Origin of the sequence: Marinobacter xiaoshiensis (genome assembly GCF_031631795.1) — a bacterium.
Taxonomy (GTDB): domain Bacteria; phylum Pseudomonadota; class Gammaproteobacteria; order Pseudomonadales; family Oleiphilaceae; genus Marinobacter; species Marinobacter xiaoshiensis.
Map to the genome: position 1 here is coordinate 219,505 of NZ_JAVMBO010000007.1, position 22,177 is coordinate 241,681.

General features: G+C 52.6%; 20 protein-coding genes. 13 read left to right on the forward strand and 7 right to left on the reverse strand.

Translation table 11 applies throughout. The features are described from left to right. Window positions 1-89 precede the first annotated feature (89 nt). Together RKA07_RS04820 and pilB are read right to left on the reverse strand one after the other, a co-directional pair. On the reverse strand, window positions 90-1,310 hold the full coding sequence (locus RKA07_RS04820; protein ID WP_310965709.1) for a type II secretion system F family protein: 1,221 nt from the start codon (window positions 1,308-1,310) through the stop codon (window positions 90-92). A gap of 2 nt (window positions 1,311-1,312) precedes the next feature. Next, entirely contained in the window at window positions 1,313-3,028 is a 1,716-nt protein-coding gene (pilB, locus tag RKA07_RS04825) for a type IV-A pilus assembly ATPase PilB (protein WP_310965710.1), read from the reverse strand. A 387-nt stretch (window positions 3,029-3,415) separates the two neighbouring features. Between pilB and RKA07_RS04830 the strand changes: the two genes are divergently transcribed. Beyond that, window positions 3,416-3,994 (forward strand): pilin, encoded by a 579-nt coding sequence (locus RKA07_RS04830; RefSeq protein ID WP_310965711.1) that lies wholly within the window; start codon window positions 3,416-3,418, stop codon window positions 3,992-3,994. Between the two features lie 78 nt (window positions 3,995-4,072). After that, on the forward strand, window positions 4,073-4,810 hold the full coding sequence (locus tag RKA07_RS04835) for a hypothetical protein (protein ID WP_310965712.1): 738 nt from the start codon (window positions 4,073-4,075) through the stop codon (window positions 4,808-4,810). 337 nt (window positions 4,811-5,147) lie between these two features. Here RKA07_RS04835 and RKA07_RS04840 read toward each other — a convergent pair whose 3' ends face one another. From RKA07_RS04840 to RKA07_RS04850, 3 genes are all read right to left on the reverse strand, one after another. Continuing rightward, on the reverse strand, window positions 5,148-5,357 hold the full coding sequence (locus RKA07_RS04840; RefSeq protein ID WP_310965713.1) for a hypothetical protein: 210 nt from the start codon (window positions 5,355-5,357) through the stop codon (window positions 5,148-5,150). A gap of 659 nt (window positions 5,358-6,016) precedes the next feature. After that, on the reverse strand, window positions 6,017-6,544 hold the full coding sequence (locus RKA07_RS04845; protein ID WP_310965714.1) for a GNAT family N-acetyltransferase: 528 nt from the start codon (window positions 6,542-6,544) through the stop codon (window positions 6,017-6,019). Further along, the gene (locus tag RKA07_RS04850) at window positions 6,519-6,818 is read right to left on the reverse strand and encodes a type II toxin-antitoxin system TacA family antitoxin (protein ID WP_310965715.1); all 300 of its coding nucleotides are present in this window, start codon (window positions 6,816-6,818) and stop codon (window positions 6,519-6,521) included. The genes RKA07_RS04845 and RKA07_RS04850 overlap by 26 nt, the downstream gene beginning before the upstream one ends. A gap of 461 nt (window positions 6,819-7,279) precedes the next feature. Between RKA07_RS04850 and RKA07_RS04855 the strand changes: the two genes are divergently transcribed. Next, on the forward strand, window positions 7,280-8,491 hold the full coding sequence (locus tag RKA07_RS04855; RefSeq protein WP_310965716.1) for a hypothetical protein: 1,212 nt from the start codon (window positions 7,280-7,282) through the stop codon (window positions 8,489-8,491). Window positions 8,492-8,540: 49 nt separating this feature from the next. Here the strand turns inward: RKA07_RS04855 and RKA07_RS04860 are convergent, their stop codons facing one another. Further along, window positions 8,541-10,742, reverse strand: coding sequence for a mechanosensitive ion channel family protein (locus RKA07_RS04860; RefSeq protein ID WP_310965717.1), 2,202 nt, complete (start codon window positions 10,740-10,742; stop codon window positions 8,541-8,543). Beyond that, window positions 10,739-12,100: an MBL fold metallo-hydrolase gene (locus RKA07_RS04865; RefSeq protein ID WP_310965718.1), complete on the reverse strand. Its 1,362-nt coding sequence runs from the start codon at window positions 12,098-12,100 to the stop codon at window positions 10,739-10,741. Before RKA07_RS04865 ends, RKA07_RS04860 begins: the two co-directional genes overlap by 4 nt. A 163-nt stretch (window positions 12,101-12,263) precedes the next feature. Between RKA07_RS04865 and cysQ the strand changes: the two genes are divergently transcribed. The 10 genes from cysQ to RKA07_RS04915 all read left to right on the forward strand — a co-directional run bounded on the left by cysQ (window position 12,264) and on the right by RKA07_RS04915 (window position 22,175). After that, window positions 12,264-13,040 carry a 3'(2'),5'-bisphosphate nucleotidase CysQ gene (cysQ, locus tag RKA07_RS04870; protein WP_310965719.1) on the forward strand — a complete coding sequence of 259 codons (777 nt, stop codon included), beginning with the start codon at window positions 12,264-12,266 and terminating at the stop codon, window positions 13,038-13,040. Continuing rightward, on the forward strand, window positions 13,037-13,516 hold the full coding sequence (rfaH, locus tag RKA07_RS04875) for a transcription/translation regulatory transformer protein RfaH (protein ID WP_310965720.1): 480 nt from the start codon (window positions 13,037-13,039) through the stop codon (window positions 13,514-13,516). The genes cysQ and rfaH overlap by 4 nt, the downstream gene beginning before the upstream one ends. Before the next feature lie 202 nt (window positions 13,517-13,718). After that, entirely contained in the window at window positions 13,719-15,122 is a 1,404-nt protein-coding gene (locus RKA07_RS04880; protein ID WP_310965721.1) for a capsule assembly Wzi family protein, read from the forward strand. 22 nt (window positions 15,123-15,144) lie between these two features. Next, window positions 15,145-15,582, forward strand: a complete 438-nt coding sequence (locus RKA07_RS04885) for an RT0821/Lpp0805 family surface protein (protein WP_310965722.1) — start codon at window positions 15,145-15,147, stop codon at window positions 15,580-15,582. Further along, a complete protein-coding gene (locus RKA07_RS04890; protein ID WP_310965724.1) occupies window positions 15,579-17,324 on the forward strand; it encodes a polysaccharide biosynthesis/export family protein in 1,746 nt (581 codons plus the stop codon). Before RKA07_RS04885 ends, RKA07_RS04890 begins: the two co-directional genes overlap by 4 nt. Next, window positions 17,324-18,115, forward strand: a complete 792-nt coding sequence (locus RKA07_RS04895) for an ABC transporter permease (RefSeq protein WP_310965725.1) — start codon at window positions 17,324-17,326, stop codon at window positions 18,113-18,115. The genes RKA07_RS04890 and RKA07_RS04895 overlap by 1 nt, the downstream gene beginning before the upstream one ends. Next, on the forward strand, window positions 18,112-18,774 hold the full coding sequence (locus RKA07_RS04900; RefSeq protein ID WP_310965726.1) for an ABC transporter ATP-binding protein: 663 nt from the start codon (window positions 18,112-18,114) through the stop codon (window positions 18,772-18,774). Before RKA07_RS04895 ends, RKA07_RS04900 begins: the two co-directional genes overlap by 4 nt. Next, entirely contained in the window at window positions 18,771-19,856 is a 1,086-nt protein-coding gene (locus RKA07_RS04905; protein WP_310965728.1) for a KpsE/RkpR family capsule polysaccharide export protein, read from the forward strand. Before RKA07_RS04900 ends, RKA07_RS04905 begins: the two co-directional genes overlap by 4 nt. Then, window positions 19,849-20,937, forward strand: coding sequence for a capsular polysaccharide export protein, LipB/KpsS family (locus RKA07_RS04910; RefSeq protein ID WP_310965729.1), 1,089 nt, complete (start codon window positions 19,849-19,851; stop codon window positions 20,935-20,937). Before RKA07_RS04905 ends, RKA07_RS04910 begins: the two co-directional genes overlap by 8 nt. Before the next feature lie 2 nt (window positions 20,938-20,939). After that, window positions 20,940-22,175 carry a glycosyltransferase family 4 protein gene (locus RKA07_RS04915; protein WP_310965730.1) on the forward strand — a complete coding sequence of 412 codons (1,236 nt, stop codon included), beginning with the start codon at window positions 20,940-20,942 and terminating at the stop codon, window positions 22,173-22,175. Window positions 22,176-22,177 lie beyond the last annotated feature (2 nt).

The window sequence follows — 22,177 nt, forward strand, 5'->3', positions numbered from 1 at the left end:
ACTCCCCTCTCCCCTTGCGGGAGAGGACTGTCTTACTCCCCTCTCCCCTCGCGGGAGAGGGGCCGGGGGAGAGGGGGAAGAGAAAATCCCTACCCAACAACCTGCCCCATCTGAAATATCGGCAGGTACATGGCAATAATCAAACCACCCACCAGCACACCCAGCACAGCCATAATCATCGGCTCCATCAGTGCAGTCAGGTTGTCCACCATGTCATCAACTACGGCTTCGTAGTGCACGGCCACCTTTTCGAGCATCTCATCCAGATTACCGGACTCCTCACCAATCGCTGTCAACTGCACAGCCATCACCGGGAAAACATCCTGCTGCCGCATGGAAGCCTGCAACTGAGTACCGCTGGATACGTCGTTCTTTATCCGGTCGATTGCATCACGGTAAACGGCGTTGCCAGTAGCGCCTGCTACGGAATCCAGCGCGTCTACAAGCGGAACGCCCGCAGCAAAAGTGGTCGACAACACCCGGCCAAATTTGGCCACAGCGGATTTATCAAGAATCTCGCCAACAATCGGCAGCTTTAGAACGTACTTATCCACAATATCCGAGAATTTCAGCGATCTACGTTTGGCTTCCTTGAATAGAAAGATCGAGCCGATAATTCCTAGTAGTACAATAAACCACCATGTTTGCATCCACTCAGAGAGCCCTACAACCATTTGAGTAAACACCGGGAGTTCTGCTCCAAACCCTGAGAACATGCTCTCGAACTGGGGGACAACCTTGACAAGAAGAATTGCAGTAACAACGATTGCAACGACTATAACTGAAATAGGGTAAGTCATTGCCTTTTTAACTTTCTTCTTGAGTAGCTCTGTTTTCTCAAGATAAAGAGCGATGCGATCCAGCATCTGTTCCAGCGCACCAGCCTTCTCACCGGAATCCACAAGATTGCAGTACAAGTTATCGAAGTGTCTGGGATGCTTCCTCAAAGACCCGGCAAAACTGGTACCGGAAGAAATATCATTCCGAATAGACATCACTAGTTCCTGCAGTCCCTTGTTCTCCAGGCCATCGGCAACTATGTCGAAACTCTGAACCAGAGGCACGCCCGCCTTCATCATGGTTGCCAGCTGTCGGGTAAGCATGGCAATATCAAAGGGAGTGATCTTTTTGCTACCACCAAACAAAGGCTTCGGCTTTTTCTTTATCTTATCCGGAATAATGCCCTGCTTCCGCAGTTGGGCTTTAGCCAATGCCAAGCTGGAACCAGTAAGTTCACCCTTCGACTTGTTACCCTTTCGGTCTTTGCCTTCCCAAACGTACGATTCCAGTTTTTGCGATTTCTCTGCCATGCTTAATCCTTCGTCACGCGGTTAGCTTCCTCAAGACTCGTTACGCCTTCAATCACTTTACGAAGTGCGGATTGGCGTAAGTTTCGGAAGCCCTCGGCCTCAGCCTGCTTTGCAATTTTAATGGAGCTGGCTTCTTCCATAATCATGTTAGCCAGCTGCTCAGTAACCTTAACCACTTCGTAAATACCGACGCGGCCTTTATATCCATTAGTGCATTTATCACAGCCCTTGGGGTGGTACAACGTAAAGCCTGTATCGATTTGTTCCTGTGTGAACCCTTCGGCCAAAAGCACGTTATTTGGTACTTCACCGGGTTGCTTGCACGCGCTGCAAAGTCTTCGACCGAGGCGCTGGGCAATAATCAGGCTTACAGACGTTGCAATGTTAAACGCCGGCACGCCCATGTTCATCATTCGGGTTAGGGTTTCTGCTGCACTGTTGGTGTGCAAGGTAGACAAAACCAGGTGCCCGGTCTGGGCCGCTTTGATCGCAATGTTGGCAGTTTCAAGATCCCGGATCTCGCCCACCATGATCACATCCGGATCTTGGCGCAGGAACGCTCGCAGTGCCTCCGCAAAGCCCAAACCAACCCGGTTGTTTACGTTCACCTGGTTAACGCCCTCCAGGTTGATCTCGGCGGGATCTTCTGCGGTGGATATGTTGATATCTGCGGTGTTAAGAATATTCAGGCCAGTATACAGGGAGACGGTTTTTCCAGAACCCGTAGGGCCGGTAACCAGAATCATGCCTTGAGGTTGGCTGAGCGCATCAAGGTAAAGCTTTTTCTGCTCTTCCTCGTAACCCAGCACATCAATGCCCAGCTTGGCCTGACTGGGGTCCAGAATACGCAGTACGATCTTCTCCCCCCACAATGTAGGCAGAGTGTTTACTCGGAAATCAATGGCTTTGGTTTTGGACAGTTTCATCTTGATGCGACCGTCCTGAGGTACCCGACGCTCAGAAATATCCAGCTGCGCCATGATCTTTATGCGAGCAGAAATCTTGGGGGCCAGCTTAATGGACGGACGGGACACTTCCTTCAATATGCCGTCGGTTCTGTAACGCACCCGATAGGTCTTTTCATAAGGCTCGAAGTGTACGTCCGAAGCGCCGCCACGGATGGCGTCCAGCAACATCTTGTTCACATACTTAACTATAGGGGCGTCATCGACATCGGTGGCGGAAACAGCACCGTCATCGTCCTGCTCACCACCTTCGGTCTCCACATCTTCAAGATCGGCGTCGTCCAGGTCCCCCATAGAGGTATCCTGGGAGTCCAGATATTTATCTATCGCCTCTCGAAGCTTTGCGTCGTCCACCAGGATTGCATCGGTGCTCAGGCCCGTGTTGAACTTTATTTCGTCCAGCGCCTGGATGTTGGTGGGGTCAGATACTGCAATAAAGAGACGGTTGCCTCGTTTATAAAGGGGAAGCGCGTTGTGCTTTCGTATCAGTTTCTCGTCAACCACGCCTTCCGGCATCATTTCAGGGAGAAAGGATGAAAGGTCCAGAACCGAAACGCCGAACTCCATGGCCGCGGAGAACGCGAGCTTGGCACTATCGGCCAGTTTGTTCTGGGTAAGGTAGGTTATTAATGGAATACGGTTTTGCGAAGCCTGTACAAAGGCATCCTTGGCGGTTGCTTCATCAAGAAGACCGTCTTCCACAAAACGCCGGGCCAGACCGGTGAGGGTGATGTTGCTTTTGTTAGTAGCCATAAACGGAGTAAAGAGTGCTGCCTAAGTGGTTGAAAAGATATTTCACGATTGCAGAGAGTTTAGATGGCTGGTGTGGGTTTGGAAAGGTGCGTGGGAGATTGGGTGTACAAGGCGCCTCCAATATACTCTGCCAGAGAGGCCGGTGGTGTGTGACAAAATTCGTCACTCAATGACAGTGCGCGGCGTTGATGCTGTTTTTGGTTGTGTAGCGTAAATAGATAACAGTGCTGTAAGGTGCTGATTAAGGTTGGGTTAATGTTTCGTTTAGGTTTTTGGCACGAAACATGCTTAGATCTAGGTAGGCTCACCAAAAACCGGTTTCGGGGCTAAGCTCCACCGGCCCCGGGCCATTTTGAGTTAATAAACGACAATATATAGAGGTCGACTATGAAAAATATGCAAATGAATTATTCCCAGAAGGGTTTTACGCTGATCGAACTGATGATCGTTGTGGCGATCATTGGTATTTTGGCGGCCGTAGCCATACCAGCGTATCAAGATTACACGGCTCGCGCTCGAGTTTCGGAGGGATTAAATCTTGCGTCAGAAGCTAAACTGACCGTTGCAGATAACGCTTCAAACGTTACTCCGGATGCCACCGGTGGATTGGCTGCGGGTTATCCGACAAGCGCTACAGCTGGTGCAGCCACTACTCCTTGCAACGCAGCCGGAACTTGCGTTCAAACAGTGGGTGACAATGGTACAACTGCAAATACGTCACAAAATGTTCGGACGATTACTGTGACAACGGCCACAGGTCAAATTGATATTGCATACTCTAGCCGTATATCAGCAGCTGCTACAAGCACTCTCAGTTTGGTCCCTACTGCTACTGGCGCTGCTTTGGCTGCAGGTACACGTCCTGCCGGGGCAATTGTTTGGACTTGCTATGCTGCAGGCAAAGCTTCAGCTCCTGCTAGTGCAACCCTGCCAGGCAATTTGGCGCCTGCTGAGTGTCGCTCGTAAACAGAGCTGTTTAATAATTGTGAGTTAAAGTTGAGGCCTCATAACGAGGTCTCAACTATTTTATAGGTGAAGCTCTGAGTGGTAAAAGCAAAGTTAAAGGCAGCTGCAATTCACGGAGTTATTACCGTAATCCTGGCTCTGTTAGCGGCTCTGGTCATTTATGGGCTTTGGTACCCTAAGCCGTTTGCCGAGATGAGTCATGGAACTGATCTTTTCCTATTAATTGTGCTGGTTGAAATAGTTTTAGGTCCGACAATCTCTTTAGTGATATTTAATACTCGGAAGCAAAAATCGGAAATGCTTCGTGACTATTTTATTGTCGGCATGATCCAATTCTCTGCATTTTTTTATGGGATTTTTTCAGTTTATATTTCTAGGCCAGTTTATTTGGTTTTTGTAAAAGACCGAATTGAAGTGGTGGCGGCAGTCGAGCTTAATAATGCTGACTTTACTCATGCTGGCTCTCAGTTCCGCAGTTTGCCGAAGTTGGGACCTAGCACTATATGTGTCGAGTTTCCAAAAAGTCCCGAGAAAAAATCTGAGTTGCTTTTTTCGGCATTGCGTGGGATGGATATTCAGCTGATCCCTGAGTTCTATCGAGAGTGTCGTGAAGGAGAGATAGCATCGAATGCGTACACGCGCGGAGAGTTTTTCGCGATTGAGACAGTTGATAATTCGATTATTCCCGAGTCTTTAGAAGGGCCAGAGTTCACTTGGTTGCCTGTTGTTACACGGTTCGGTGCGTGGCTCGTATTTTATCCAAATGGTGATGTTAATAAGCCTTTATTTGTAAACGAAGATCCATTTTCGTTGTGATTTCAGATGGTAGCTGTAGCGCTTTCAGCAGTAAGCGTGGACAAGGCACAGCATACACTTAGCAATGGACAGGCACGCCAGTGCCTAGCCTGACTCCCAAAGGCCCGGCGTTTTGACCCTCGGGCCTTTGTCGTTTCTGATGCGTCTATTCGGCGTTACGGCGAAACTGCGCCGGCAACCCACCGCGAGTTATGGCAATCGATGGATTTCAAACGAGTGAGGTTCTCGGCAGGACCGCTGATAAGCAAAGGAAGGGGAGCGGGAGCTAGGCTGCTCGTCGCCGTCCAGGGTTTCTGTAATCCTGATAGCTGTCTTCAAAAGCGGTTGCCCGATGGCACTATCGCTCCGGGTCCAGATTCAGCCGCTCCAGAATTGGCAGCGCTTTTTCGCTAATGGCCCCTCGTTTATCGTTTCGGCTAATTCGCCCAGTGCAATCCACCAGCTCCAGGTAATCTTCAAGGCTGAACAGAATGCCTCGCTGAAAGCCGTTCCGAATCACGCCCTCAAAAGCCAGTAGCGGTTTTAACGGCACTGAAAAATCATTCAATGCCTGCTGTTCCGTTTGTCGTGCAATCGCTTCTGCCAGATTAAAAGGTGGGGTGAATGCGTTCTTTAATGCTGGTGTGCTCGGAGGTCTCCGGTGTCTCGGCCATGGCAGCCCGTACGGGGTTCAGGTCGACGTAGGCCATGCAGGAGGGGAGGGCTTCTTCAGTAGCTAGGGCTTGAGACTTAAATCGGCTTTCCCACCAATTTTACGGGATCAAATTGGAACAGCCGAAGGCTGGCCCCGCAGGGGTGATGGCCATGGACGGCCATCATAAAAGTGGCCGGTACATTCATCTTCTTTATTGGTCTGCCTGGCAATCGGCTCATTCAGGCACTTTATAAACCAGCTCAAATCTGCCAACCGTTGCCGGAAAGTTTCCGCGTACTCCTCAACTCGCCGAAGCTCTGCAGCGCACAGTTCATCATCGCGGTGATACCGCTGAACCAGTGATGGCCCTTTATAAAGGCTGCACCAGCGCGCCAGTACCTCATCCAGGCCCAGGGTTCCGCCTCATTCGGGCTGAATTTTACAACTAGGTGGTAGTGGTTCGGCATCACCGCGTAAGCTGCCACGTACACGGTAAACACAGATGCCAGCAGCCGGATTCGTTCTTCAATCCAGCCTCGTCGGTGTTCGTAACAATAGCCTGGTCCCCGCATTCATGTTTCCGAATAGGCAAGGTCTACAGCCTCAATGCACTGATCGATTGGGAGCCAAAGTGCTAATGGATCGCCGTCAACATTATCAATGGTGATGAAACCATATTTTTCATAGAATCGTTTTGAATCATCGTCCTTGGCATCCACCGCACAGCCGATTCCGCCAACTGATAGGGAGGCGTCAACAATTCGCTTTAAAGACTCAATTAGAAGATATGCACCCAAGCCATATCCTTTTGCGGAATTATCAATGGCCAGGCGAGCTAGACGATAAACAGGAGGATCTGTCGGATACCTTTTCTGAAGAGTGTGCCCTTCAGGAAAGGCCACCGAGCTGGGGAGAAGGGTGTAATACCCGAGTATTTCTGTTGGGTCACCCTCATCCTCAATGAGGACATAGGTGCGAGTTGCCATTTTTTCATTGCTCTGCCGAGCAATTTTCTTCAGAAACTCGTTTAATGCCTCTTTGCCGCAATCAAACTTCCGGCGGTTGTGTTTCTTATTAATTTCTTCTGTTTTTAAAGTCACGCGCTAACTTCCTGTGTTTAAGCGCAGCAGCACGGAGTTCCGGGTTAATTGGCTCTGGATTGTCCAGAAGTTCCAGCATTTTATCCGCGCTTTTTCGGGAGACTCGAATTTGAACAGCCTGGCGCTCGGCTTCCATCGCTTCTTTCTTGGCTGCATAAATCAGGAACTGACTAATGCTGCGCCCCGTTAACTCCGCTGCATGCGCAATGAGTTGTTGGGTTTCTTCGTCGACACGCGCCACTAGGCGTGTGTCCTTGTTTTGCATATTCATCATATTTTTTATCGATGTGTGGAGCTGGACTGAATAGGTCCCCACTGCATCACCCCCCCCCCTTTTTTTTTGATTTACTGTATCGATCCGCATTGCCCTATTTTTAGGGTTACGTTTCTGTATTCAAACTATAGCTGCTGCTTAACCTATTTCATGGTGCCATAATGGCACACATGAAAACCCGAATCAACAGTAGGTGCCAAATTGGCATATACATATAAGTCCTCAGGGACTGGCACAGCTTAACTTGCTGGCAGGTACGTCATAGCTTTGGCTTTTTCCATCGTTTCGTCCAGATGAAGTTTGATGGCCCGTGAGGTACCCCAATTCAATCGCTCTTTGGCATCAGATCACATTTCACATCATTTAAAAGTCATATTTTTGGCGCTCGTATATAATCCTCCCGGTTTTATTTACGTTGATGATAATTAGGCTAATTAAAAGCCGATATTTAGGGAGTAAGTATGGGCAAGGTCAGGGGGTTGGTGGTTGCGGTATCTTTGGGGTTGTTAGGGGGATGTGCGAGTTCGCAGCCGCCCATGACGCCAGAACAGCAAGCAATGGCATTAGAAATGCAGCAAGCATTTATAGCTCGCATGAAGGCTGGTACACAGCAGCAGATGGCACAACAGGCATCAGCGCCTGAGCCGGTCAGCTTAGTCAGTGAGCAGGAGCTTGCAGAACAGGTTGCGGCTGTAAAGGGTGAGGGCGGCCCGGTTGAGATTGTTCGTATGCGGGATGGTTTGATGATTGGTGGTTCACCTTATCTCGATCCCGAAGGTGAGATCACCGGTTTTTCTGCGAATGCCTTGGCTGGCGACATTGTTTACGCGCTCAAAAGTGGACGTGATGAGCTTATATTCAAGTACCTCTCCAGCACAGGGAGTGCCGAGCCTGTAACTCTGGGCACTGCTACCCGTGATTCTACGGGCGTTGCGTTTACCTCTGTAACGGGCAAAAAGCTTGCCGGGCAAAATGTGCTTGCCTCATCAACTGGCGTGCTTGTTACCCGCGATGCATCGGTTTTTCACTATACGCCCGGGCAACGTGTAAGCACGCTGATGGTGCCAGAGAATTATCATGTGGCGGCATTGCAGAAAGGCGACTTTGGTTCTACGGGTTACTTGCTCATCGAAAAGAATGAGGAAGACAAACAAGGCTTAGCAGGCCTGACCAGTATTGTTGGTTCTATCGGCGAAACCGTGGGTTTATCTGAAGCGGATGGGTATATGCTGCTGAATGCGGAAACCGGGCAGTTGGTTAAACTGGATATCAGTACCGACGATAAAGATGTATCGGTTGGTCGGGGTTGTAAGCGGCAGAATGACTTTGTGAATAAGTGCAGTTCGTTTGATTCTTATGAAAGCCTCTATCGCCTGGATGGGTCCCGCAATCGCGGCCATTACTTCTGGCGTATCGACTGGATGCAAACGCCAGAGGGGCCTTATGCCGTTGTTCAGGAAGCAGGTACCCGCAAGATCAATGTTGTGAACCTGGAGGATGGCATGCGCGTAACGGTACTTGAGAGAACGCTTGGCATTGCTTCTCACGATGTCACACAAACGCCCGATGGCAGAGTCCAGATAGAAGCGCAGATGGGCTTCTCCAAGGAGGTTGTGAACGACTCACTGCAGGCGTATCACGCTGGGCTTCAGGCGCTTTCAGCGGCCAGGTAAGTCGCTCTGGCTGTGGGCAGGTTGTCGGGGTTCCAGGCTTGGGTCTAACTCAAGCTTCACCCGGCGCCTGCCTGTCCACATAAGGCGACCTACTCCCACCTTCCCCCTCCATCTGCACACTGATCCGCGGTGCAGCTAGGTCAATATACCGCTCTTCCATTTTCCGCTTTAGCAGCAAATTAAACGCCCTGGAAACATCCCACTGATACTCCGGCTTAGTCCGCATCCGCATCCTTAGCACCGGGCAGCCTTCCTCAAACGCATGTATCCCCTGCATTTCCAGAGGCGACCAAATCAGCCAGCGCATATCCGGCAGTGTGCGCAATTCCTCAGCGGTTTCTGTCATCAACAGAATCGCATCATCAATCGGTAGCTCCCGGGGTATGCGAATTTTAATCAGAGCGATACCAAACTGCCGCGACATGTTGTGAATAGAGCTGATCTTACTAAAGGTGATGTGATGCACCACTCCTTCAAGATCTCGCAAGCGCACGGTGCGCAGGTTGAAGCCTTCTACGGTGCCCATGAAGCCGTTGATCTCCACAAAATCTCCAACCGACATGGAATCCTCAACCACAATAAACAGGCCGGTGATCAAATCCTGTACCAGTGTTTGCGCACCAAAGCCTACGGCAAGGCCGATGATGCCGGCACCTGCGAGCAAGGGGGTTACATCAACACCCAGGGTGGAAAGGCTCACTAAGGCAGTGATGATCAGTATTGTGATCAGCAGGGTGTTTCGGGCAATCGGGAGGATCGTCTGGGCTCTGGCCGGGTTGATGCGTTTGTTACGATCGCCCCCGCGCATGGCTCTTTCGAGCAGTTCGTCTACAAATATCCAGGTGAGCTTTGCTACGAGCAAAATAAAGGTCACGCCAAGCAGGCTTCCCGCTATGCCCTTGCTCACTGATGGTTTTCCGCCTACACCGAACAAAGACAGTCCCCATATTTGCAGGATTAATTCGAAAAATAACAGCCATGCGGAGGCCTGAATCAAGTTGTAACCGAACCGCACCAGCCTGCGGCTGAAAATGCTCAGGGCCTGGTGCTTGGGGCGGTTTTCTTGAATGCCAATGAGCCCTTGCAAGGCAAGCGTCAGCGCAAGCAGCAAGGCGCAGATCATGGCTTTGCCTAAGGCTGCATCAGCTTCCCCCCCGTTAACAAAAACCGCGACCACCGAGGCGCTGATGGCCACGAGCATGGGGATGTGCCAAAGCCTGGCCAGCAGGGCAGTGACTTCACGCCCTACGCCTTGGTCTTTGCGCTGCTTGTAGGGGCGATTTCGAATCAGGTGGGTAACTGGGCGCCGGTTCCTCACTATCAGGTAAAAGCTAAGCAGAGCGGCAATAACGCTGAATACCAGCGCAAGTGCACTGGCTAACTCTGCTCCGAGTTGATCGGTAAGCTCGGTTGTACTCAGGGCATCCTCTAAGGCAAACAGCACACCGATTATAAAAAGTGGCAAGAGCATTCGCCGGCGCAGAATCATAACGGCCGTGAGGCGATGGCCGTTGGAGAAAATGGAAATCATTACATCGAAAAGCGAGGTCAGCGCCCGGGCACTCAAGCCTGCGTAAGCCAAAATAAGAATCGTTGTTTGAGCATCATCCGACATGCCGAATGTGGGTAACCCGGCCAGCAGCGCGGTGAAAGTGAGCAGCCAGGGTAAAATCCGCCTTACAAAATGGGCGATGAGCATCCAGGGGCGAGGGTGCCTTGGCATTTGCAGTGGCCATCCGCGCCATGAGAAAAACATGCGAACCAGGCGTGACAAGCCCCACAGTGCGGCTATCCATGCAATCAGCCCAGCGGTGATCTCTACCAGAACGCGGTAGGACGCACCGGTCAGTAACTTTTTTGCCGCACTGTAGGCATTGCGAAAATGTGTTTTCCAGATGGAGAGAGGGGTTTCTGCTGTGCTGTCACCGTTGGTGGCTTCATCAAAAAACACAGCAAGGGCACCCAATAAGCCCTCACCACCGGAAGTGCTTTTGCCTGTTTGCAAAGATTCTGCGTGCAATCCCTGTTGAATGGATTTGAGCTGTTGTACCAGCGCCTCACGGCTTTCGTCGTCTTGCAGTGCCTGAATGGCTACCTCTAATGATGCTTCAAGCTCTTCGGGTGAGGCTTCTTCCTCAGCCTGTTGTGTCGAGAACCCGGGAATGCCGGGGAGCGTGAAGGGTTGCGCCTGGGCCGCGCCCACAGCAGAAAACAGCAAGATAAAGCCAAAAAAGAGCGCGGTTAACCTCAAATCTCTACCTCTTCAAACAAATCGGGTACCTCGGTGTCCCATCCGAATTTTTCACTGATGCGCTTGCGCATAATGTCGCTGGCTAACATTTCGCCATGGGTAACATACACTTTCTCGGGTTCAAGTGCGCCCTGCTCAAGCCATTGCAAGAGTTCATTGTAGTCGCCGTGCGCTGAGAGCGAGCCCATATTGTGGATCTCGGCCTTTACTGGCCAGTATTCGCCGTGAATCTTTACCGATTCCACGCCGGCGACCAGCCTGTCACCACGGGTTCCAGGTGCCTGGAAGCCGGCAAATACCACACTATTCCTGTAATTTGGCAGCAGAGTTTTAAGATGGTGGAGCACCCGGCCACCGCTGGCCATGCCGCTGGCAGACACGATAATGCAGGGATAGCGCACGGAATCCAGCTTGATGGATTCATCAACGGTGCGAACGAACTCGGTATGGCTGTCGATCACCTCGCACTGACTGGCGCTCAGCTTATGTTCCTTGTGGTGCTTGGAAAAAATCTCCGTGGCTTTGATGGCCATGGGGCTGTTGAGAAATACCGGCAGCTTGGGAATGCGCCCCTCTCTCATGATCTTGTGAATGAGGTAAAGCAGCAGTTGCGCCCGCCCTACCGCAAATGATGGAATCAGTACAATCCCGCCGCGGCTAACGGTGCGAGTGATGATCTCTGCCAATTCGGTTTCCGGGTCGGTTTCCTCGTGCAACCTGTCGCCGTAGGTGGATTCGCACACAAGCACGTCGGCTTTCTTTATGGGCTCTGGGGGTCTCATGATCGGGTCGTTCTGTCGACCCACGTCCCCACTGAATACCACTGAGCGGCCGTGAGCCTTGTGATGAACATGTGCGCAAGCCGATCCCAAAATGTGCCCGGCAGGGGTAAAAGTCACCTCAAAACCCTTCACCGGTTCAAACGTCTCGTGGTAATGAAAAGGCTCAAAGTGTTTCAAGGCTTCCCAGGCGTCCTTCACGGTAAAAAGCGGTTCGGGATTTTCATGCCGAGAAAATTTTTTGCGGAAGGCGTATTTGGCATCTTCCTCCTGCAGGTAACCCGCATCCGGAAGTAACACTTTGCATAAATCGTGCGTGCCCTGAGTGCAGTAAACCTTGCCTTTGAAACCATGTTTCACCAGGGCAGGCAGGTAGCCTGAGTGGTCGATGTGAGCATGGGTGAGGACCACCGCATCGATTGTGCTGGGATCCACGGGAAACTTGGCCCAGTTTCTCCTGCGTAGGGTTTTAACGCCCTGATACATGCCGCAGTCAACCAAGACCCGGTGTTTATCGTCGGATAACAGATAGCGCGAACCCGTTACCGTACCGGTGCCGCCGAGGAAGCGAAGTTTCATAACAGAAGGCCTTATGGTTGGTCAGGATGAGAAATGCGCCTGAAGATTTCCCTTTCAGATTGCCTGAAAGTGCAACGCCAGAAAAGCCCGGATACGGCCGACCGCCAATATTTGCTACTATTCACTTACACCGCATGACTATCAGTGACGCAGGATGCCGGCAATGCAATACAGCTCAATACTCCCGGAAGTGATCAAAGTGGCGGATGAGGCCAGCACCAGAGTGCTCCACATCTATCAGTCAGATTTTAAGGTGAGCTACAAGGAAGACGAGTCGCCCATCACCGCAGCGGATATTGCGAGCCATGAAGTCATCGTAAAAGGCCTGCGCAATATCAGTCAGAACATTCCCATTCTCTCGGAAGAGGGTGCCCAGGCGCCATGGGAGGAGCGACAGCGCTGGCGTCGGTTCTGGTTGGTTGACCCAATAGATGGCACCAAAGAGTTCACTCAGCGTACCGGTGAGTTTACGGTGAACATTGCGCTGATTGAAGATGGTGAGCCGGTATTGGGCGTGGTCACTGCTCCGGCATTAAAAGAAGCGTTTTGGGGAATAAAGGGCGAGGGCGCCCATAAGCGTGACCGAACGGGGCGGGAGCATCGCATCAGAGTGGCAGAGTTGCCCGACACCATTCGTGTCGTCGCCAGCAAGAACCACATGAATGATGAGACTCGCGACTTCATTAGGGCGCTTGGGCCCCACAAAACACTTCAGGCAGGCAGCTCCCTCAAATTCTGCAGAATCGCCGAAGGCCATGCAGACCTCTACCCGCGCATGGGGCCTACCAGCGAGTGGGATACGGCCGCGGCTCATGCTGTGTTGCTTGCGGCAGGGGGTAGTGTGAACGCACTGGATGGCACAGCGTTGCGCTATGGCAAGGAGGATGTGCTTAACCCTTATTTCATTGCGGCGGGAAACTGGTACATTCCCCGCCCATGACTTGGTACGCACTTCAACACAAGCCCGCCCAGGGCGATCGCGCTTTGGCGCACCTGCAGAATCAGGATATCGCCTGCTTCTACCCGAAAGTGCCGGTAGAAAAGATCAGGGCCGGAAAGCGCACCCAAAAACTGGAGCCTTTGTTTCCCGGATACCTGTTCATTAATCTGGAACAGGCAGATCCTGCATGGGCGAAGCTGCGCTCTACCCGTGGCGTGCTGCGCGTTGTGAGCTTTGCCAACAAACCTGCCGCTATCGCGGACGGCGTGATACAGCACATCAAAGACAGCCTGGGCTCCGTTGTTCAGCAGGGTGGGCTAAAGTGTGGAGAGGTGGTTCAGTTGAGCGAGGGGCCGTTTGAGGGTATTAAAGCGGTTTTTCAGGCGTATGATGGGGAAGAACGGGCTATTGTGCTGATCAACTTTATGCAGAAGCAGCAGCGGGTGAGAGTGCGGGTTTCTGCGCTCAAGCCTTAACAGTTGAGTACTTTAACAATTCTTAACAGCTGTAACTCGCTGATTTAAAAGATACAAGACCTTTTGACACTTGCTTGTCTCACTCGAAGGCGTAAAATCGCCGCGCTTCAGACATGGAACATTCACACACTGACAGGGATGCAGTTGGGAGCGTATCTTCCCCTCTTGGTTCTCTCTCTGTCATTGCTGGCAATTTATATCTATGACCTTAAAACACTGGGCCCTGGTCGGTGGGGCGGTAGCGTGCCTGGCAGCCGGTTTTGTGAGCGCCGCACCCTGGGTTTCTGCGGGCGATGCAGCAGCACGTCACAAGCTTCAGAAGCGAGCAGACTCCGGCCAATTAAACCGCACTGTAACCACCTGGCCCGTGATGAAGGATTCGGTGGGCGTTTCAAGACAAGCTGGCCCAAAATATAGGTTGTCCGTATCCGGCAGCACAGAAAATTGGTTTATTAACAGTTACAGCGACAACTCGTCAGAGGAAGGGCAAGTAAGATTGACCGCAGAGTACGATGGCGGTTGGTGGGCTGCTGGCATGAGCCCGGCAGTGGTTGCTTCCCCTGGCGACGATGATGCCTTTCGGTTGGATCAAAGCTACCTCACTGTGTTCGCTGGCAATTGGGTGTTGGGTGCTGGAGCCATCGACCGCTGGTGGGGCCCAGGCTGGCAAAACAGCCTGATTCTTTCCAATAACGCCAGGCCTGCGCCAGGCCTCTGGTTGAACCGAAACGAGGCGCAACCCTTTGAGACGCCTCTGCTTTCATGGCTTGGCCCATGGCAACTAACAGCTATGGTAAGCCAGCTTGAGAGTGATCGAGCAGTAGCAGACCCCTTACTGGTAGGCTTTCGGGGAACCTTCAGGCCAATAGATGGGCTGGATATCGGGCTTGCACGAACCTTTATTTTTGGTGGCGATGGTAGGTCATCCTCACTTTCAACTTTTTGGGATGCCTTTATTGGCAATGATAATCCCAGAGACAGCTCTGAAGACCCCAGTAATCAGCTGGGCGCCGTCGATGTGCGTTACGGTTTTGAGATCGGCGAGCAAACCCTTGCCCTATACGGCCAAATGATGGGCGAGGATGAGGCAGGGGGCTTCCCAGCGCGCAAATCCTGGTTATTTGGGTTGGACGCCACAACAAGCCTGTGGGGAAGAGAGCAACGCTGGTTTCTAGAGGGCACAGACACCCTTGCAGACAACCTGTTCGGCTCGCCCATGCCCGATATTTCATACGAGCACAGGGTTTACAGAACCGGTTACCGCTACAAAGGCCGGAATATGGCCGCTACAATAGATTCCGACAGCCAAATAGTCACGCTAGGGTATTTTGACTTCCTGGGTGGCGGCAACAGCGTTGGCGCATCTGTCAGCTGGGTAGATTTCACCGGTAATCCGGAATCCCGGGTAACCACGCCTAACCCAGCCGTAACCTATTTTGTGCCGGCTCGGGATCAATCCATCATGCTCTACACCGGCTTTTGGGAGTTTGGTACACCCTATGGCACCGTTCGGATAGCCGGGCAAATAGCAGAAGATAAAATCGCCCTACATTCAGGCGAACTGGATCAGTGGTCGCTCTTTGCGCGCTGGTCCTACGGCTTTTAACACCCTTATCAGGCAAGGATGAATGCGTATTAACGTCACACAAAGCAGTTTGTGCAAGCGGTTGATTATTGCTGGCATCGTATTAATAACCTCAGGTTGCGCAGCGAACAGTTCATTTAGTCATGCAAAACCAAATGATATTCCCGCCTCCCGCTGGCTAAATACCTCTGGCACGGTCACTTTTTTTTCGTCAGAGCAATCTCAGTTGATTGAAGCCACAAGCCCAGGGCAGATGGTCACTCTGGGGAACACACCGTGGGGGGGCAATACCTGGCTAACCGTTGAAAACACTTACTTTTCCGCCACAGGAAAAGTCTGCTTTGCGGCAACCATTGTATCCGAAGCGCGCCGTGTACCAAGTACGCTGTGCAAATATCCAGAGGGTGCTTGGGGTGCAACGCGAGCAACCAGTGCGGTGGATCCCGGGCCAGCGAATTCAACTGTCGGGAGCCTGAAATGACACACTATTACCGGTTAGTGGCCAGAATAGTCACGTTGGTTTGTCTCGCCTTGATGCTGCCATCACATGCGCTCAGCCAAAGCTTTGGCGATATTCCCAAAAGCCAGCGCGAGCGGCTATTGCCACAAATAGAAGCAGCGGCGGGCAACAGAGCCAACGCGCCCTCCGAGGCCGATACTGCGGCGCAACAGCGCCAGGCGGGCACTAACCGGCGCGCAGGCACCTATGGCCCGGTGCTTATGGAAAGCCAGAAAGAAGAACTTACCCCCTTCGGTGCCGAACTCTTCACCGGCGGCTTCCGCGGGCTGCGCTCCGATGGGCTGAACCCCGATTACCGCGTGCTCCCGGGTGATCAGGTCACCCTCAGGTTATGGGGTGCAACGGAGATGGACCGTGTATTGCCCGTTGATGCCCAAGGCAACATATTTATACCCGCCATCGGCCCCGTGCAGGTGCAGGGCGTTAGCCACAGCCAACTGGATGCCGTCGTTAAAAGCGCAGTGCGCCGCGTATACCCCAACAACGTTAATGTGTACACCAACCTGCAAGGGGTTCAGCCGGTCTCCGTATTCGTAACCGGCTACGTGAACAAACCGGGCCGTTACGTGGGTGTGCCCAGTGACTCCATTTTGTATTTACTGGATCAAGCCTCTGGCATTGATGAACAACTGGGCAGCTATCGGAACATAAAGCTCAGCCGTAACGGAGAGGTGATTGCTCACGTCGATCTTTACGACTTCCTGCTGGAAGGCAAGCTTGACCACCCACAGCTACAAGAAGGCGACACACTGCTCGTCGAAAAACGCGGGCCGGCACTCACCGTTCTGGGTGATGTCAGCAAAGCCAACGTTTTTGAATTGCCCGCAGGCCCCTTAACAGGCGCAATGCTTACCGGGATGGCACCCTTGCTTCCAGGTGTCTCTCATGCGCTCGTGCGGGGAAAACGTGGTGCGACTCCCCATTCTGAATATCTACCGCTCAACCAGTTTGAAACAGCAGAGCTGGCCAACGGCGACGAGATTCTGTTTTTGGCAGACCAGCGCCCGGATAGCCTGGTAGTGCAGCTAGAAGGCGCATACCTTGGCCGCTCCTACTATGTGGTGCCAAAGGGCGTGACACTGCATGAACTCATGAATGAAATTGCGATAGACGCAGAGGAAACCGCCTGGGAAAGCATCTCATTGCGCAGGGAGAGCGTGGCAGAGCGCCAGAAAGAAGCATTGGATAGCAGCTTGCGCCGGCTCGAAACCACCTATCTGGGGGCCTCCTCATCCACCGCTGAAGAGTCGGCCATCCGGATCCAGGAAGCAGAGCTTATTTCTCGCTTCGTGGAAGAAGCCCGCAAAGTAGAGCCGAACGGTCGGCTGGTTGTTGCACACGAAGGTAAGCTGGTAGATGTGCGCCTGCAGGATGGCGACATCATTACCTTGCCCCAGAGAACCGATGCCGTACTAACATCGGGCGAAGTCTACATACCGCAATCCCTGGTGTACGTGCCCGGTCGCTCCGTAGATGATTATATCCAGGCGGCCGGTGGCTTCAGCCAGCATGCAAACGAAGATCACATATTGATTGCCCGGCAGAACGGCGAAGTGCGTAACGCAGGCGAAGTGGAACTTCTTCCCGGCGACCAGATTTTGGTCTTACCGAAAGTAGAAACCAAAAACCTGCAAATTGCGTCCACGGTTACCCAAATTCTGTATCAGATCGCAGTAGCAACCAAGGTGGCGCTGGACTTGTAGTGCAAACGGCTAACCGAACCCCTTGGCAGATTACTATTGGCGTATGGCAGGCTCTCTTTCTAAGGGAAGCGGTTGCCCGCATCAGCGCCGATCGTGTGGCCTGGCTGTGGTTGCTGGCGGAGCCCATTGCTCATGTGCTTTTGTTGGTATGGGTGCGGACCCTTATCGGGCGCGTGCGATTGGTGCCCGGTGCGGAATACATCCCCTGGCTTGTGGTGGGCATAACTACATTCATTATGTTCAGAAACCAGATGAACCGGGGTATGGAAGCCATATCTGCTAACCGAGGTTTGTTCGCCTATCGCCAGGTTCAGCCGGTTGATACCGTCATTGCCAGGTGTGGCCTTGAGGGCATCCTGAGTACCTTGGTTTTCAGCCTGATTATCTTGCTGTTCTCTCTGGCCGGGTACCATCTGCTGCCCCAACACCCGCTTCAGGTTTTGCACGCCTGGCTTGCGGTATGGGTTTTTGGGGCTGGGGTGGCCATGATCTTTTCGGTGATCGTTACCAGCTTGCCTGAGGCGGGTAAATTTATCCGAATGGTGATGTTCCCACTCTACTTCCTCTCCGGCGTTATGATACCCGTCCAGTACTTTCCACACGAATTACAGCAGTACCTGATATACAACCCGATGCTTCATGCCATCGAGCTTTTGCGTACAGGGATTTTCGAAGCATACCGGCCGGTTAGCGGTATCAGTTTCCTCTACCTCCATTACTGGGTGTGGGGCAGCCTCTTTCTTGGCCTGCTCCTGCAGCTAAGGTTCCGCCAAAGGTTGCTGGCTCAATGATAGAGGTTCGCAATCTATACAAGCGATACCACGGGCCGTTCGGCGGCGACTGGGTGCTTAAAGACGTAAACTTTCGCATACCGGCAAATACTAGTGTGGGTATTCTTGGCCGCAATGGGGCGGGCAAATCCACCTTGCTGCGAATTATCGGTGGCATGGATGCGCCCGATAGAGGTTCAGTAATCCGCAACTGTCGCGTTTCCTGGCCGATAGGTTTAGGCGGAGGGTTTCAAGGCTCCATGACAGGGCGCCAAAACGTCAAGTTTGTTGCCAGAATTCACGGGGGCGGTGATCACATCCCCGAAATAATCAAACGGGTGCAGGATTTTGCCGAAATAGGTAAGGCCTTTGATCAGCCTGTGAAAACCTATTCCTCGGGCATGCGCAGCCGCCTTGGGTTTGGCTTGTCTCTCGCGTTCGATTTTGATGTGTACCTCTCGGATGAAGCCACCGCCGTTGGTGATGCGGCCTTCAAGGCCAAGGCCACCAAAGCGTTCAAGGATCGGGTAGGCACAGCGAGCATCATTATGGTTTCACACCAGGTAGGCATGCTCAAAGACCTTTGCCAGGCAGGTGTCTGGATACACGAAGGCGAAGCCATCTGGTTTGACGACATACACGAAGCAATAAAACGCTACCACGAGAGCATTGGTAAATGATTCAGTTTTGCAAACGCAACCCGTTTTGGGTGGTCGCCGCCATGGCAACACTCCTGGCCATCATTTACTGGGGTTTAATGGCCACAGATCGCTACGTGTCCCGCGCTCACATCGTGCTGCAAACACCGGAAATAGTGCCCTCCGGCTTGAATGTCTCGTCGCTGCTTTCCGGCACCAGCGGTTCCGGTGATCTTTTGTTGCTTAAAGACCATCTTGAATCTGTTGTCATGCTAAAAACACTCCAGAAACGGCTTGATCTTCGGGGGCATTATGCCCAGGCAGATATCGATGTTTTCTCAAGGTTTTCAAATGAGAGCGCACCAATTGAAAAGTTCCATGGTTACATGCAAAAGCGCATTAATATCCTTTTTGATGATTACAGCAGTGTTCTGAAAATTGAAGTGCAGGCCTACACACCGGAAATGGCTCAGAAAATTGTGGAGGCCCTATTGGAAGAAGGCGAACGCCACATGAACCGCATGGGCCAGCGCCTGGCGGCAGAGCAGGTCGACTTCATCGACAAACAAGCGCAAGCGCTGGAGGCTCGATTGTTCGAGGCAAGAGATGCCATGCTTTCGTACCAGAACCAGCATGGCCTGGTAGCGCCAACGCAAACCATTGAAGCGATTTTTACAACAGTCTCCCGGCTAGAATCGGAACTTGCAGTTTTGAGAGCCCGCACGGCCGCTCAAAGCAGCTACCAAAGTGCAAGCTCCCCGGAAATCCGCCGCCTGAAAGCAGAAATCCAGTCTATTGAAGAGCAGATCGATATTGAAAAAGAAAAAATGGCACGCCAGGGCGGCGATGCGCTCAATAAGGTCTCTGCAGAATATGAAACCCTGCAAATGCGCGCCCAGTTTGCTCTGGAGCTCTACTCAAGCGCACTGACTACCCTGGAGACCACACGGGTAGAGGCGGCTCGTAAGCTCAAGCAGGTATCTGTGCTGGAGTTTCCAACACTCCCGGAATACCCCATTAAGCCAGACAGAACCTACAACATTATTGTATTCGGCATCTTCGCCATTCTGTTCGCGGCCATTATGCAGATGGTGATGGCGGTAATACGGGATCATAGTGATTAAGCCGGCAATGCAGAGTGGTTTAAAACCGAATGGCTGGAACGATTTTACCGCGCAGCAGGGCTTGGCAGGCCGCCCGATATTCGCGCTGGGCTTTAATCCCCATTGGCGAAAAAGCCTGCATCGTTTTTTAGGTGGCAGCCGCATAACCCACGTGCGCTCAGCCAGCAAAATTCCCGCAGGAGCCGTCGCCTTGGTGTGGGGGCAAAGGCCGGTAAACGTAACCGGGTCAGATATCACGCTGGTAAGGCTGGAAGACGGTTTTTTGCGCTCCGTAGGCCTGGGTGCCCAATTTGCCCAGCCGCTTTCCTGGGTAATGGATTTCGAGTACCTGTATTTTAATGCAAACGGCCCATCCCGGCTTGAGCAAATCCTGCAGCATCACCCATTCACACAGGCCGAGCGCCAGCGTGCAGGCAGCCTGGTTGAAACCATCAAGTGCCTGGGCCTGAGCAAATTCAACACCGCCACACAGGCATGGGTTCGGCCGGCCCGCGAACGGGTTATACTGGTACCGGGCCAAGTTGAAACCGACGCCTCCCTGGCATACGGGGCTCCGGGCATAAACACCAATATGGAACTGCTGAAAGCCGTGCGCCAGCAAAACCCGGATGCCTGGGTTGCCTACAAACCACACCCGGATGTGTACGCAGGGGCACGCAAGCCGGGGGAGGGCGAGCAGCATGCTCAAGCGTGCTGCGATGAAATCATCACCACGGCCAGCATCGCATCGGTACTCGATCAGGTAGATGAGGTACACACACTCACCTCACTGACCGGCTTCGAAGCCCTGCTCAGACACAAACAGGTTACCTGTTACGGCTTGCCCTTCTACGCCGGCTGGGGCCTGACGAAAGACCGCCTCGAATGCCAAAGGCGCAACCGAACGCTCAGCCTTGAAGAGCTGGCCTACGGAGTGCTGATACAATACCCGCTATACGCCAGCTTGATGAACGGTGGCTTTATTACGCCAGAACAGGCGCTCGGTGAGTTGCAGAGCCTTAGGGCACGAAAATCAGGCGTAAAAAGTGGCATCGGAAAAGCAGCCAGAAAAGCAATAAACCTGATTGCAGGGGCAAGGTAGCCATGGGCGACAGCTTTAAACGCCAGAAAAACGGGGTAGAACAGATTGCCATGGTTGGCACTCTGGCAGATACCATGCTTGGGTTCAGGGGGGAGCTGATCAGAGAGCTGATTGCCGCTGGCCATACGGTTTATGCCTTTGCCATTGATTACACCCCTGCAACGGAACAAAAGATACGGCAAATGGGCGCCCGGCCTGTTTCCTACAAAATGGGCCAGCTTTCCGCCAACCCATTGAGTGATTTGAGGGCCACTTTCCAGCTCAAGAAGTTATTTAGAAAACACCGGATTACCCTCAGCTATTGCTACTTCTCAAAACCGGCCATATACGGAACACTGGCTGCAAAGCTTGCAGGCGTACCCAAGCGTGTCGCAAAAATTGAAGGCCTGGGCCGTGTGTTTACTCAAAGCCCAATGGGCGATGGAGCCAAAAAAAGAGCCCTAAGGCGGGTTATGGCCTGGCTGTTCAGCATCAGCTTGCCCCATGCCCACACGGTATTTGTTCTCAACCAGGGAGACAAAGACGACCTGCAACGCTTTAGCCCCAATATACCCGAGCCCACCCTGCTGGGCGGCATAGGCGTATGCATGAAGCGGTACCCCTTTCGCCCTCCGGTTATCGAGCCTGTTCGGTTCATTTTTATCGGCCGCCTGCTCCCGGAAAAAGGCGTGCGTTATTTCGTAAACGCCGCCCAAGCCATCAAGAAAAGGCATCCCAGCGCGGAATTTATTCTGGTGGGCGCGCCAGATAACAAGCCCGGCGCCATCAATAAAGCCGAGTTGGAACAACTGGTAGCCCAAGGCACCGTGATATGGCCCGGCCCGGTAGACGATGTAGTCCCCTGGCTTGCCAAAAGCAGCGTGTTCGTATTGCCCACCTACTACCGCGAAGGCGTACCACGAAGCACCCAGGAAGCCCTCGCCACAGGCCGCCCGGTCATCACCACACGCATGCCAGGGTGTCGTAAAACCGTGCGGGAAGGCATTAACGGCTACCTGGTGGAACCCCACGACCAAACCGGGCTTGAGAGTGCCATGCTCAAGTTCATACACAACCCGGATTTGATCCCCACAATGGGTATCGCAAGCTGCCGGTTGGCCAGAGAAGCCTTTGATGTACGCATCATCAATCAAACCATCATGCGCGAAATAGGCCTGGAACCCCGGCCACTCAAAATAGAAGAGCCAAGCTCCGAAACAGCGAACGACTGGCATTACACACATAGTCTGGTTAAATAAAA